At 40.8% G+C, this 14250-nt stretch carries 12 protein-coding genes; 8 read left to right on the plus strand and 4 right to left on the minus strand.

Annotated elements, in window-relative coordinates:
* Positions 1-493: 493 nt before the first annotated feature.
* The 4 genes from N8M93_RS15565 to N8M93_RS15580 form a co-directional block, all read right to left on the minus strand.
* Positions 494-1252 (minus strand): DUF3231 family protein, encoded by a 759-nt coding sequence (locus N8M93_RS15565; RefSeq protein ID WP_261133364.1) that lies wholly within the window; start codon positions 1250-1252, stop codon positions 494-496.
* Between the two features lie 133 nt (positions 1253-1385).
* Entirely contained in the window at positions 1386-2483 is a 1098-nt protein-coding gene (locus N8M93_RS15570) for a spore germination protein (RefSeq protein WP_261133367.1), read from the minus strand.
* Positions 2484-2486: 3 nt separating this feature from the next.
* Positions 2487-3545: a Ger(x)C family spore germination protein gene (locus tag N8M93_RS15575; protein WP_261133369.1), complete on the minus strand. Its 1059-nt coding sequence runs from the start codon at positions 3543-3545 to the stop codon at positions 2487-2489.
* Between the two features lie 29 nt (positions 3546-3574).
* A complete protein-coding gene (locus N8M93_RS15580) occupies positions 3575-5071 on the minus strand; it encodes a spore germination protein (RefSeq protein ID WP_261133371.1) in 1497 nt (498 codons plus the stop codon).
* A 628-nt stretch (positions 5072-5699) separates the two neighbouring features.
* Here N8M93_RS15580 and N8M93_RS15585 point away from each other — a divergent pair.
* From N8M93_RS15585 to N8M93_RS15625, 8 genes are all read left to right on the plus strand, one after another.
* On the plus strand, positions 5700-6137 hold the full coding sequence (locus N8M93_RS15585; RefSeq protein ID WP_261133373.1) for a carboxymuconolactone decarboxylase family protein: 438 nt from the start codon (positions 5700-5702) through the stop codon (positions 6135-6137).
* 155 nt (positions 6138-6292) lie between these two features.
* A complete protein-coding gene (locus tag N8M93_RS15595; protein ID WP_261133374.1) occupies positions 6293-6436 on the plus strand; it encodes a hypothetical protein in 144 nt (47 codons plus the stop codon).
* A 322-nt stretch (positions 6437-6758) separates the two neighbouring features.
* Positions 6759-7595: a nuclease-related domain-containing protein gene (locus N8M93_RS15600; RefSeq protein ID WP_261133376.1), complete on the plus strand. Its 837-nt coding sequence runs from the start codon at positions 6759-6761 to the stop codon at positions 7593-7595.
* Between the two features lie 327 nt (positions 7596-7922).
* Positions 7923-8558 carry a transcriptional regulator gene (locus N8M93_RS15605; RefSeq protein ID WP_261133377.1) on the plus strand — a complete coding sequence of 212 codons (636 nt, stop codon included), beginning with the start codon at positions 7923-7925 and terminating at the stop codon, positions 8556-8558.
* Between the two features lie 24 nt (positions 8559-8582).
* Positions 8583-10136 carry an AbgT family transporter gene (locus N8M93_RS15610; protein WP_261133379.1) on the plus strand — a complete coding sequence of 518 codons (1554 nt, stop codon included), beginning with the start codon at positions 8583-8585 and terminating at the stop codon, positions 10134-10136.
* 90 nt (positions 10137-10226) lie between these two features.
* Positions 10227-11432, plus strand: coding sequence for an amidohydrolase family protein (locus N8M93_RS15615; RefSeq protein ID WP_261133380.1), 1206 nt, complete (start codon positions 10227-10229; stop codon positions 11430-11432).
* Between the two features lie 27 nt (positions 11433-11459).
* Positions 11460-12668, plus strand: coding sequence for a M20 family metallopeptidase (locus tag N8M93_RS15620; protein WP_261133382.1), 1209 nt, complete (start codon positions 11460-11462; stop codon positions 12666-12668).
* Positions 12669-12866: 198 nt separating this feature from the next.
* Entirely contained in the window at positions 12867-14153 is a 1287-nt protein-coding gene (locus N8M93_RS15625; protein ID WP_261133384.1) for a Zn-dependent hydrolase, read from the plus strand.
* The last annotated feature ends 97 nt before the right edge of the window (positions 14154-14250 follow it).

Raw genomic sequence — 14250 nt, forward strand, 5'->3', positions numbered from 1 at the left:
ATAAGGTCTCCTGTGTCCGTTAGAGGAGAGACACTATCAAAACTGATAAAGGACCTCGACTGATTGTAATAGAATGATAGTAATGAAAGGGGGAGGATCGATGAGTAACTATTAAAATCATAAGTATAATCCGATTGAAATTGGATCGTATATTTATAAATTTTAATACTTTCCGTTTAAATACTATCCAAATCCAGGAAGTGCGATGCTATGCTTTTTTAGCTTGAAAGAAATACAAATGATGATCTTGGCTGGACGTCTGCTCACTTGGGGGGATGACGCAGTGGGTGTCGCTGATGAATTTCGTGTATCTGGCCTATGTGCCGAGAAGCTTCCATTTCTTGAATAGTACCTGCCACGTTTCTATTTATGTGACCAATTAGATACAGGTGGTTCATTAAACCAATTTTTCCTTATTAATAACTTCAGGCCTTTCTCTGAGTAGTTTTCAATCATCTTGATCAGTTCCTTTAAAGAATCTATATGATCCTCTTTATAACTGGATACCACTGGGTGATTCCTTTACTTTATTAACGTGAGCCTCTAGTCCAGTTGTTGTTGGAATTCCATTTTCTCTATAGATATCGGATAAAGAGGCTGATTGATAAAATGCTAGCTTTTTCCCTTCTAGTATAAATTTCTTTGTGTCCCTATCCTCTACGACTTCAGAAAAACCTGAACAAAGGGCAACTCCTACATTATTACATTGAAGGGAACTGAACATATTTGCCAATTCTACCGCATTAAGTGGCCGTTGCTGAGTTGATGCAACTTTGAATAGTTTCCCATCCCTTTCATCTGCTTTTTTGTAAGAGAAGGAATTATTTTGTAATAAATCTTTATCATTAAGCAATTTTAATAAAGAAAAATCTAATTGAATTACATCATTTAGTAGTTTTTTATAAAAATTTTTAACTTTATAATCTGTTAATTCAGCATATTGAACAGCGAGCGCTCGCAATCCATTACTCGTTATATGCTTTAAGATTTCTATAATTAATTGGTCTGAAAACAGCTTTGTTGTTGAACTATAAATATCATCTCCCCTGAAGAACGGTGTATCTTTATAACCTTCCTCAGACAATAATTGAGTAGCCTCTTGTTCTTGATATGTAGAGATTTCATATATTTCATTTAAAATATTTCTTAAATCAGTATCCTCAGAAGTTTCACTAAGATATTTTAATAATAAATTGATCATGTTTGAACTTGATTGTAAGTACCAAAGGAAACCTAATTCATTTACATTCATTTTATCCCTCCTGAAGATCCAATTTCTTTTTTAGTTTGTCAATAAAATTCTTGATTATTCACTACAACCCATAGTTCCGCCAGCGTTCAAAACCAGATTCTTCAAAGCAGATATTTATAGATTTTCATTGAACTTAATACTCAGAGCTTTTGAATTTGCTTTTACGTATGGAAAAAATGATGAATAAAAGTGGTATGTAGCTATATATGAAATAGAAACCTGTCTCTGAGGCGAATTTCCCTAGCGCATCTACTTTCAAACGGTCATCAATCAAGATGCTGCTAAGCAATATTAATGACATGATCGTATATAATGATTTCCTTGGTTTGATTTTCGTAATTTTCTTTAGGATCCTCGTACAACACCAGATAGGAATACAGACGGCTGGAAGTATAACCAAAAGCCAGGTAAAGATAAAAATAAATTCAAACCGCATGATAAAAGGCATTTCAACAATCTTAGTCATTACTAATGTCGGCCATAATATATGCTTAAGTTGACCCTGGCTAAAATAAACGAAGGTTAACAATGTAACCAGAAGATATAGGAAGGTTGTATAGGCTAATGCTCCGTGTGCCCATTTTGCAGATTTAGAAGGATACTTAATAAATGGGAAGTAAATCAACAAGGTTTCAAATCCAATATATATCAGGGAAGATGCTTTAGAGGATTGGGCTATTTCAAGAATTGAATGGTTCAAAACCGGCATCAGGTTTCTAAAATTAGCATATTGTAAAGGAAAATATAACGTTACGAGAAGAAGAGAAGGTAGAATCACTCCCAGGAAGCTTATTCCCGTTAATGTTCGGAATCCTCCAGTGATGATGTAAATGATCAGACATGCTAACCCTATGCCAAGCTCCCAGGTTTTGATCATTGGGAATACCCATACATGTATAGCTTCTATATAAGTACGAAATACGGTAAGAGCCAAAAGAAAAAAGTATCCAATAACAATAACCGATAAAAAATTCCCGATTTTATCACCAAACAGAATTTGATGGATTTTTAACAAGTCTTTTGTGGGGTTACGAACCATTTGTAGTATCATCCATAATATAATATGAAGGCTTAGACCTGTGATAATAACCGAGATCCATGCATCATGCCCAGCGTTTTCAAAAATCGTATTCTGAAAGCTCAGAAGACCAATTCCTGTTTGAGAGGAGTGAATCAAAAAGAAAACAAAAAAAGTAGATACTAAATATTTTTCTTTACTTTTTTGCTCCATTGTCTACCCACTCCCGAGAAAGTTCATCTTTGTTTCAATTTCAAATTCTAAATTTGGGTATTGATCATTAAACCTATCTTGCGTCCAATCCCGCTTTTCACTTCTAACTAAATCTCCAAATCCCATAGGATCTACTTGTTCCTCTTTAAACTCTTCCAATAACTTTTCAATTTTTATGGTTAATTCTTTTTCGATCAGTGTAGATAATTTATCTACATCTTCCTTTTTGGTAAGATCAAGGGACTCTGGGTGATCTTTAATAAGAGCAAACAAATCAAGTGTAATTTTCACCTTTGGCTTTTGACGAGTATTTTTAAGGTGGATTTTTCGTTTTCCATACATAATTTTTAAAGAGATTTTCTCTTTCTGTTCACTGATGAATTCATAAGTACCACTAATATTTTTATTTTTAATGATCTTAAAGAGGAACGTTTCTCTATCCTGCAGGCGCATTGCCAATTTGTCACCCTTGAAAATTCCTAAACCATTTACCATTATCTTTTCAGATTCATCAATGGTTAAGACCGGCAAGTAAACATCTTGTCCAGTACCAAAATATTGATTTAATGTTGTATGAAGGTTCATTTGCGGCGTATTCCCATATGTTATATTTTGTTCAATTACCTCAGAGAGATAAAAGGGGGTTAATCTCATAGTAAGATTAAGGACTTCAGCAGCATCCTGCTCGGATATTGCCATTTTTGCATTGCTTGCTATGATTGGATTTCTGACAAGCGTACCAATTAAATCTTGAATGCCTTCTTTTGCAAAAGGTTCACCCATCAATATTGTTCTTGTTTTTCCAATTTCAACAGGGTGCGGTACTTGTTGCGTAAACGTCGTAAATATTCCATTTGCAGTTTCGGATTCTGCGGTAAGAAGCTTTACTGGTGCTCCGGCTGGTACATCATAATGAACATGGTAAGAGGCGCTCCCTTTTATTTTATCATCTTCAAGATCATAGCCTAATGATTCAATCAGTTTTAAATCCTCGACTATTTTATTCCTGGAGCATCCTGCTATTAACAACAGGACACATAGGATTTTTAAAAATTTCATCATGGCCCACAACCTCTTGATAGGGAAATAAGTTATTCGTTATTATAGTCATCCTCGATGTCTTTATGCTTTTTGACATTGTACCTATGCAACTTCAGAGGTTTAAAGAAGGTAAAGCGTTTAGTCGTGACGCTTAAAGAAGACCGAATAAAACTATCGTTTAAATCTCTGTACCTGAATGGGTATACAGGTGCCAAATAGGGTGTGCCAAGAGATTTCAACCTTATTAGATGGCACAGGATAAAAGTAAGACCCAGGGCTACCCCAAAACCTCCCCAAATTGCAGCTAAGAGAATAAGTGGGAATCTTAATATCCGAATCGTATTAGACATCTTGAAAATAGGAGTAGTAAAAGAAGCAAGTGCTGAAAGAGCTACGATGATTAATAAAATGTTACTTGTAAGTGCAGCTTGGACAGCAGCTTGCCCAAGTACAATACCTCCAACAATTCCCAGAGTTTGGCCTACTTTTGTCGGAAGTCTGGCTCCTGCCTCTCTCAAGAGTTCTATTGTAATTTCTAAAAATAAAGCCTCCAGTAAAGGAGGAAACGGGACATTTGCCCTTGACATGATTAACGGAGTCAACAGATCTTCCGGAATGATTTCATAATGGTGCGTTAATACTGCGACATAAATTGGTGTTGCCAAAATTGAAAAGAGGACACCTATAAATCGTATGAATCGAAAGAAAGACCCTACTAACCACGGTGAGTAATAATCCTCTGCTGATATGAAAAAGTTAAATATACTGGTAGGTCCTGCGATAACATAAGGTGAACCGTCACTAATAACGATTACTTGTCCAAGTAAAAGCATATAAGTTGTACGATCCAAACGTTCTGTAGACATGAATAGCGGAAAAGGTGTATTTGCGTTATCAGAAATAATCTGATCTAGAATTGAACTATCGAATGTAATATCTATATCTAAATCCTCGATACGTTGTCTCATGGTCTGAATGTGCTGTGGATTTGTAATTCCATCAATATATCCAATCATAACCCGAGTGTTTGAAAGAGATCCTTTAGTAATTTCTTCAAAAACAAGGTCGTCGGATGTAATTTGCCTTCTTAATAGGCTGAGGTTTGTATCAAGATCTTCGACAAAGCCCACCTTTGGTCCGATGACACTATATTCATTTTCAGTATCATTAAAATCTCTAGAACCTTTCGTTCTATTCGAAAGATTAACCAAAATACCTTTCTCAGGAGTTTTCGTTAAATGAATGAATATATAGCCTCTTGTAAGTTTGTTTATGAATGCTTTAGCATCAGAAGTGATTTCTCGATCTTCTATAGGTATGACATTCATTACATCCGTTAGTACTTTAGGTTCCTTTTCTGCAGACTGAATATATGGAAGGAGATGATGATGCATTTTTTTTTCATCAATTAGGCTCTTATAATAGGAAAAATATAATGTAATGCCATTGGTGGTTTTAGTGGCAAATTGGTGAAAATCATCATATTTAGAAACCTTATCAATCAAATCATGTATTGAATTGTTTTTTTGTTTAATGAAATCCCGCAAGGAACCATCACCTCCCCATATGAAAACAATCAAGTATTATTCTTGGCTAGTTTGGGCAATTTCTGATGTTTTCATGTATTTTTGTTCGATGGACACTCATGTGATTTGGACACAAGAAATAGGGATTAAAAAACATCAAAAAAATCCGGCACCTGATCCAGGTGGTTTGATCAGCAGAAATATTGGTTTCTGTTGATGATGTCATTCAGTGCCCTTGTAATTCTGGAATTGTTATCGAAGCACGAAGATGCCCAGACGCAAATACCGGTTAAAACTAAGATTTCGCTCGATATTCCCGACAATATTCGTCCCCATTTTTGAACTTTTAACGGACTTCCGATTTTTACTGGAGCCAATTGTTTGAATGAATATGCCGGATCAAAGCAAAAATAAATTCGCTGTCTGACCAGAAAAAACAACAACCCCATGATCCTATGGCTAGAAACAGCCTATACGCATCCGTGTAAAGGGATTACTTGGCCAAGGAAAAATTGGCTGGCAAACCTTGAAGAAATTTGAAACGTCCATCCGAATATCTGGTTTTACTTATTGAAACAAAAGTGGATAATAAAAAAATATCCTCGTCGGGATATAATTGAGTTAAATAAAAACAAAGGAGTACTGCCTTATGAGTCAAAGAGTTGCTTATTATGATGTAGCCCCCGATGCTATGAAAATTATGATGGATATGGAGAAGTATACTAAATCTACGGGGATAGAACGTAAACTTCGTGAACTTATTAAAATTCGTGCTTCTCAAATTAACGGTTGTGCATTTTGTATCAACATGCATACAGCAGACGCTCGAAAAATGGGCGAAACTGAACAACGTTTATATTGTATTAGTGCATGGAGAGAGTGTACATTTTACACAGATGCAGAAAAAGTAGCTCTAGAGTTGACTGAACATGTGACATTGATTCCGAATAAGCGTGTACCTGATGAATTATACAATCGTATATGTAAACACTTCAGTGAAAAAGAATATGTGGACCTTGTACTAATAATCAATCAAATTAATAGTTGGAATAGAATTTCTATTGCAATGGGGAATACAGCGACTTAAAAAATAATTATTCTCAACGAGCATTTATGGCATAGACCTTTTATTCTAACAGGTTCGGTTGTTCTAATATTAAATGAGAACAATGAGTTATTATTACAACATAGAACAGATGGTGATTGGGGTTTACCAAGGGTTAATGGAGTTAGGAGAAAGTCTTGAAGAAACTGCTGGAAATGGTGATAAATCGTACTCGGAAACAGTGGTATGTAACCAATGATGTACAAGGGGACATTAATATTGATAAAACGGGGTCTATGGAAGTTAAGTATTTTGATTTAGATAATTTACCGGAGGATTAACGGAGGAATATCGAGGCTACATTAAAGATTTAGTAAAATCATAGTTACTCCCCAACAGGGGGCTTTTATTGAATAAGTCATATAAAAGAATGAGCTTAGAGAAATTTCCTCTGAGCCTTTTTGATGTGATTTATACTTTGAATCATTAAATGACTCATACGTGGTTTTGCCTGTGGTTTGGTCTGCGTTTTTGGGTTTTGCACCTCACAAGTGAACCCGTTATTAGAAAAGTGAGGTTGTATTGATTAAGTTGAGAACGTGATTGCCGATACAAACAATATAGAATATGTACTAAAAATAAAATGTACGTTAGGTGATCATGATGAAACTATTCTCGAAGATCTTTAAAAATAATGATGAAAAACACTTGAAAAGTTCAGCACCCATTCAAACCAAAAAGAAGGATTCGGAGGAGATTGCTGGACGAAAAGGCGAGTTAGGAGAATATAAAATCGATATTCAGCTGGATCAGCTTCCAAAGGATCATAAGTATTTAAGTGATATTCATGTTAAGAATCCAAAAGCGAAATCAGGGTATTCACAAATCGACCATGTTGTCATTTCGCCTTATGGTATCTTCGTAATTGAAACGAAAAACTATCAAGGTACTGTTTATGGAGGTGAAGATAGGAAAACGTGGTCCGTGAATGGCAAGTTTAAGTTGATGAACCCATTCATTCAAAATTACGGGCACATCGAAGCATTAAAGAACTACATAGAAGAAGATTACCATCACTTATTCATATCGATGGTATCTTTTACAAAGCGCTCTACGTTTAAGATTGATAACTTGAATTTAAGGAAAATCGCCTCTGATGAGCTGTTAGTTTATGATGTTGAATTATTTGATTACATACACAGGAAAGTGTCCGTGCTCAAAATACAACATGAAGAACCATTGCTCACGGAAAACGACATAAGCAAGATTTATGCTACAATTGCTGAAGCCAATATTAGTGACCAAACAGCTAGAAATGAACATGTGCAATCATTAAAAACTGCGAAAGTAAAATCAGAAGATATAAGAAAAAACATGAAAGAAAAATGTACAGTATGTGATAAACCGGTCTCGGAAAAAGTAAGAACCTTTTGTTTATCTAATAAAAGGTTCAATGGGAAAATTTATTGCTTTGAGCACCAAAAGCGACAAAAAATTTAGTTTTATAGATACATCATCAGGAGCGTTATCCAAAAGGATAGCGCTTTTTTTACTACTGTAAACCTCCTTATTGCTTTCTCTTTTTACAATTACATACATTCTTTCCAATAGTTTTATTAAAAAATTTTTAAAAATTCAAATTTTTTGTTGAAAATTCTGTCGTACCTCTGTACAATTGGTTGCAATATTCAAAAAACTTTAACCTATTAAAGGAAGGTGGGCAGTAAGAAAATGGGATACTTCTTTCGGGAGTTCCCAACAGGACATTGCTAAGAAAAGTACACGATTATACAGAGAAAGAAGAATCAGATCTCTGGGGGTTTGAAAATGAATCAAATAGCAACAGATCTTCATCCTGTCTTCAAGCGGTATATACCCATCGCTGAAGGCATTGCGAAAACATTCGGGAGCCATTGTGAGGTGGTCGTCCATGACCTGACAAATGTCTCTGCCTCGGTGGTTGCGATCTTCAACGGTCATGTAACTGGGAGGCAGGTTGGTTCTACGATTACGAGTTTCGGACTGAATCTCCTCCGGAAAGTCGGGAAGGACACAGATAGTCTCTTAAACTATGTAGACGATGATGTGAGGGGGAAGCGGGTGAAGTCCAGTTCTGTGTACATCAGGAATGATGATGGCCAGATACTAGGTTGCCTTAGCATCAACCTCGATATCACCCACTATTCCATCGCAGAAAACTTGTTGGCTGAAATCACCTCTTCTAAGAAAGATGAGGAATCATCGGAACTATCCATCTCACAATTTGAAAACCAAATGATTGAAAAAGCAGTGGGGAAAATCGGAAAGCCGATCCAGATGATGGGCAAGTCCGAACGCATGGAATTCATCTATCTGCTTGATGAAATGGGATTGTTCCGCATAAAGGGATCGATCCAGAATGTCGCCTCACTGCTTGGGGTTTCGAAATTCACAATCTATAACTATCTGGATAAAAAAACATAGCAACATAAACTAGGAGGGGTAACAATGAGCATGCTAGAGCTCGGAAAACAGGGGGAAGTCAAAAAAAGAAGTTTTTTCAACAGGTTCCTGGATTGGATTGAAAAATACGGGAACAAACTGCCAGACGTACTTACGTTGTTTGCGATTTTTACAGGTCTTATTTTAGTCTCATCCTTTATTGCTGGGAAGTTGAAATGGAGTGCAGTGAACCCTGCTACGAAAGAAACGATTACGGCAGTGAACCTGCTTGATGGAAAAGGTATTGTGAAGATCCTTACCGAAATGGTCAATAACTTCATGTCGTTCCCGCCACTCGGTCTTGTACTCGTGGTCATGCTGGGGGTCGGACTTGCTGAATCGACAGGTCTTGTTTCAGCGTTCATGAGAAGGGTCGTCCTTGCATCACCGAAAATTCTGATCCTGCCGATCATCGTCTTGATCGGGATGCTCGGAAATGCTGCTGCAGATGCTGCACTGATCGTCCTGCCGCCGATTGCAGCCCTCGTGTTCATGACATTGGGAAGACATCCGATTGCTGGCCTTGCGTTAGGTTATGCAGCGGTATCAGGTGGTTTCAGTGCCAACCTGATCCTGAACATGCTCGATGCGTTAGTCGCTGGTTTTACGATTTCAAGTGCACAGATCATCGACCCGAATTATGATGCAAGTCCTGCGATGAACTATTACTTCTTGTTTGCATCGACATTCGTCTTATTGCCAGTCGCCGTATTCGTCTGTTCCAAAATCGTTGAACCTCGTCTTGGCGAATATACGTTGGAGGCACAGGTTGATACGAAAACGGAACTTACGAAAGAAGAAAAACGTGGTTTGCGCTGGGCTGGTGTTTCTGTTGTTCTATTCCTCGCCATCATGGCGTTCATGACGATTCCGGAGAATGCACTTTTACGGAATGCAGAGACCGGTTCGCTCGTGGAAGAGTCGCCGTTCATGGAAGGGCTTGTGCCGCTTATGCTGTTTTTCTTCTTCATTCCTGCACTCTTTTTCGGAATCGGGTCGAAAGTCATCAAGTCGGATAAAGATGTCGCCGAGCATCTGACAAAAGCGATGTCAGGCATGGGATATTATATCGTCCTTGCCTTTATCGCAGCACAAATGATCACGTATTTCAACTGGAGCAACCTTGGATCGATCATTGCAATCAAAGGAGCGGCTTTCTTACAAAGTACGGGACTTACCGGGCTGCCGATGCTGATCGCCTTCATCCTGTTCTGTGCGGTCGTCAACCTGCTGATCGCCAGTTCTTCAGCAAAATGGGCATTGCTTGGACCGGTTTTCGTACCGATGTTCATGCTCCTCGGTTATAGTCCAGCGTTTACACAGCTGGCCTATCGTATCGGAGACTCGATTACGAATACAATCACGCCGATGCTTGCTTACTTCGCGATCCTCCTCACCTTTGCGAAGAAATACGATCCGAAGATGGGGGTCGGAACACTCATGTCTGTCCTTCTCCCATACTCGATCGGATTCACGATTTTCTGGACGATCTTGTTTGCCGTATGGTACTTCCTGGGATTGCCGATCGGACCAGGGGAGTACATCCATTTGAAAAACTGATCACTTTAAAACAGGGAGGATTCCAGAGGTGGGGTCCTTCCTACCCTGATTTTTATATGGAGTATTAAAAAAGGAAAAGGAGGGGTACTGGTGAAAACAAAAATAAGGAACTTTCAACTGTTTGATGGATATGAACTGCATGCTGATAAGACGACGATCGTTTTCGATGAAACAGAAATCATAGCGATCGGCCAGGAGGCAAATGGAATCGATGCGGATCAAGTGATCGATGGGGAAGGATTGACCTGTCTGCCTGGATTGATGGATTGTCATGTACACCTGACGATGGATGGGAATCCGGATCCATTCCGTGACCTGTCCGGAAATTCGGAGGCAGATGGTTCGTTCCGGGCTGTCCGTAATGCGCGTAGACAGTTGGATGCGGGGGTGACGACAGTCCGCAATGTCGGTTCTCAACACAATATTGACATTGCGCTTCGTAATGCAATCGAAAACGGGTTCATCGAAGGTCCTCGGGTCGTAGCATCCGGTAAACCGATCGTCATGACTGGTGGACATGGCCATAATATGGCGATAGAAGCGGATGGAGTCGATGAGATCCGCAAGGCAGCCAGAACCCAGCTGAAAGCAGGAGCCGACCTGTTGAAGCTGATGGCTACCGGCGGTGTGATGACGCCAGGAGTCGATCCTGGTGCGACCCAGCTTGATGAGGACGAATTACGGTGTGCCTGTAACGAAGCCTCAAAAGCCGGGAAAACGACAGCAGCACATGCGCAAGGGAGGGAAGGCATCAAGAATGCAATCCGTGCGGGGATTACGACTGTGGAACATGGGATCTACCTTGATGAAGAATTGATCGGGATGATGCTCGAGTCTGGTACATACCTCGTACCGACCCTGTCAGCGCCATTTTACATTGCTGAAAATGGGTTGGAAGGCGGGATCCCTCAACATGCCATCGATAAAACGAAAGTCGTCATGGATGTCCATAAAAACAGCTTCATCCAGGCATACAGGGCTGGTGTGAAAATTGCAGCCGGGACCGATGCAGGAACTCCGTTCAATCAGCATGGAGACTTTCTGAAAGAGCTTGAACTGATGGTCGAATATGGGATGGAGGTAGAAGACGCACTCCGCTCTGCGACCATCATCGCAGCTGATGCGATGAATATTTTACAAAGAACAGGATCTGTCGAGGAAAGGAAGGCAGCTGACCTATTGTTTGTGAAAGGCAATCCACTAGAGGACATATCGATTGTACGAAACGTAGCGTATGTGTTTAAAGAAGGAAAATGCGTGGTTGCCAATCGAGAAAAGACACCTCATAAGGTTTAATTTCATTTGAGAAGGGATGAGTAAAAGATGGAAAAATTATTTGCAAAGTTGGAAGAGCAATATGAAGAGATGGTAGATATCCGCCGTCACTTGCATCAAAATCCTGAGCTCTCTTTTGAGGAAGTAGAAACACCGAAATTTATTGCCGCGTACCATGAAAAACTAGGCCATGAAGTTCGGACAGGAGTCGGCGGCAGAGGGGTCGTTGCTAAACTGAAAGGCGCCAAACCTGGCAAAACAGTCGCACTTCGAGCAGACTTCGATGCGCTTCCGATCCAGGAAGAAAACGATCTGCCTTACAAGTCGAATGTGGATGGTGTCATGCATGCATGCGGACATGATGGACATACGGCAACCTTGCTCGGTCTGGCCAAGGCATTGAACAGCATGCAAGATGAACTTGAAGGTACAGTCGTCTTCATCCACCAACATGCTGAAGAATTGCAGCCAGGCGGTGCGATCTCGATGATCGAAGATGGCTGTCTTGAAGGCGTGGATGTCATTTTCGGAACTCACCTCTGGGCAACAAGTCCTGTCGGTGAGATCGGTTACCGTTCAGGTCCGATCATGGCAGCGGCAGATCGTTTTACTGTCACGATCCAGGGGAAAGGCGGGCATGGCGCTCAGCCTCACCGAACAAAAGATGCAGTCGTGATCGGGGCCCAGGCGGTGACGAACCTGCAACAACTCGTCAGCCGAAGGGTCGATCCGCTTGAATCTGCTGTCGTATCGGTCGGAGCGTTTGAAGCGATCAATGCCTTCAATGTCATCGCGGATACGGTGAAACTCACTGGGACAGTTAGAACGTTTAACGAAGATGTACGCGATCTCCTCGAAAATGAGATTGAGAGAGTCGTAAAAGGAACGTGTATCACATCGGATGCAGACTATACGTATAACTTCTATAGAGGATATCCGGCAACGGAAAACCATCCTGAGGAAACGGAATTCGTGGCACAGCTTGCACAATCTGTACCTGGTGTGACGGAGGTAAAAGAAGTGCCGCCGGAAATGGGTGGGGAAGATTTCGCATATTATCTCCAGCAAGTAAAAGGAACGTTCTTCTTTACAGGAGCACAAGATGTGGACTGGGATGTGACCTATCCGCATCACCATCCGAAGTTCAAGATCGATGAGCGTGCATTGCTTGTCGCCGCAAACACACTCGGAGCAGCGACCCTAACTTATCTGAAGCAAGGAACAGCACAACCAAGCCAAGAAGTGAAAGTGAAATAGAGTTGAAGAGGAGGACCGGTCCATGGTGTTTGGACCTCCTCTTTTCGATTTGTCACGATAAACGCTGTTTTTGTTGTGATTTTCTAATTTGTTGTCCCGATCATTTGGAGTTTTTTCGCAATAATTTGAGATGTTGTCGTGATTATCCGGAATCATGTTGTGATTATACCGATGCACGACTTTATAGAGGAGGCTGACATGTTACAACGACTGCTATCAAACTACGATTCTAGCTTGGATCATTCAGGCGTAAATGGAGAACGGCTTGCAAATCGTCTGGCGGAACTTTCTGAAATTGGCCGTACTTCAGAGAACGGTTCGTATCGTCTCGGTTTTTCTGCAGAAGAGCGACAGGCGAAGGAACTCGTGAAAAAGTGGATGACTGAAGCGGGTCTCACCGTCAAAGAAGATGGAGCAGGAAATGTATTTGGGAGAAAAGAGGGGAGCCGCGATCTTCCTGCCATATTATCGGGTTCCCATGTTGACAGCGTGCCGAATGGTGGTCATTTTGACGGTCCGCTCGGGGTACTTTCCGCCCTTGAAGTAGCACAAGCCTGGCAGGAAACAGGTTATGTACCTGAGCGTCCGTTTGAAGTCGTCATTTTTTCAGATGAGGAAGGATCCCGGTTCAACGGCGGATTGACCGGGAGTACAGCCTTTGTTGGAGAACTGGATCTTGAACGTCAGCGGACAATGACGGATAAAGATGGTTTGTCATTTGAACACGTTCTCGAAAAGGACGGGTTATCCATCGAAACCATTGCAGTGGCGAAGCGAAATGCAGAAGACGTCGCCATGTTCGTCGAAGTCCATATTGAGCAGGGAAAACGCCTCGAGAAAAATGATCTGCCGGTTGGAATCGTAACAGGAATCGCCGGCCCGGTCTGGCTGGAACTCACTTTTGATGGAGAAGCAGGCCATGCTGGGAACACACCAATGAATGACCGAAGGGACGCGCTTGCTGCTGCCAGTGCTTTTATCGGAAAAGTCCAGGAACTTCCGGGGACGATCAGTGAATCGGCTGTCGCAACAATTGGCAAGCTTGAGGTCCATCCGAACGGCGTCAATGTCATTCCTGGACAGGTGAAGTTATACGTGGATGCCCGGGATATTCATGAAGAGACAAGAGATCAGCTCATAATTCAGATCCTGGAAGCTGCCGAGGTGATTTCTGGGCAAACCGGGGTGGACGTAACCTGGAAAGAAATGATAAGGAAGCAACCGGTCCCGATACGAAAAGATTTACAGGATTTTTTCAGTAATGCGGTAGAAGCGAATGGAATCCAACCATACTTTTTACCAAGCGGAGCTGGCCATGATGCGATGATCGTAGGAAGACACATCCCAGCTGCGATGCTTTTTGTAAGGAGTCAGGATGGAGTCAGCCACAACCCAGCAGAATGGTCTTCTCTGAACGATTGCGTCCAGGGTGTACATGTACTGAAGACATTCCTTGAACGAAGTATGGATGAACTACCAGAATAACGTGTCGAAAAAACAAAGCGGACTATAGTAATCCTCCAGACGAGTTATGTCGCAAATGTGTTGTAGAACATTCGGTGTTTTACGCCATATTTGATGG

This window comes from Bacillus sp. Marseille-Q3570 (assembly GCF_946151055.1).
Classification (GTDB): Bacteria; Bacillota; Bacilli; order Bacillales; family Fictibacillaceae; genus Pseudalkalibacillus.

Excerpts from the sequence above, each read along its gene's own strand:
- N8M93_RS15565 (WP_261133364.1), bottom strand. The coding sequence starts at position 1,252 with ATGAATGTAAATGAATTAGGTTTCCTTTGGTACTTACAATCAAGTTCA.
- N8M93_RS15570 (WP_261133367.1), bottom strand. The coding sequence starts at position 2,483 with ATGGAGCAAAAAAGTAAAGAAAAATATTTAGTATCTACTTTTTTTGTT.
- N8M93_RS15575 (WP_261133369.1), bottom strand. The coding sequence starts at position 3,545 with ATGATGAAATTTTTAAAAATCCTATGTGTCCTGTTGTTAATAGCAGGA.
- N8M93_RS15585 (WP_261133373.1), top strand. The coding sequence starts at position 5,700 with ATGAGTCAAAGAGTTGCTTATTATGATGTAGCCCCCGATGCTATGAAA.
- N8M93_RS15600 (WP_261133376.1), top strand. The coding sequence starts at position 6,759 with ATGAAACTATTCTCGAAGATCTTTAAAAATAATGATGAAAAACACTTG.
- N8M93_RS15605 (WP_261133377.1), top strand. The coding sequence starts at position 7,923 with ATGAATCAAATAGCAACAGATCTTCATCCTGTCTTCAAGCGGTATATA.
- N8M93_RS15610 (WP_261133379.1), top strand. The coding sequence starts at position 8,583 with ATGAGCATGCTAGAGCTCGGAAAACAGGGGGAAGTCAAAAAAAGAAGT.
- N8M93_RS15620 (WP_261133382.1), top strand. The coding sequence starts at position 11,460 with ATGGAAAAATTATTTGCAAAGTTGGAAGAGCAATATGAAGAGATGGTA.
- N8M93_RS15625 (WP_261133384.1), top strand. The coding sequence starts at position 12,867 with ATGTTACAACGACTGCTATCAAACTACGATTCTAGCTTGGATCATTCA.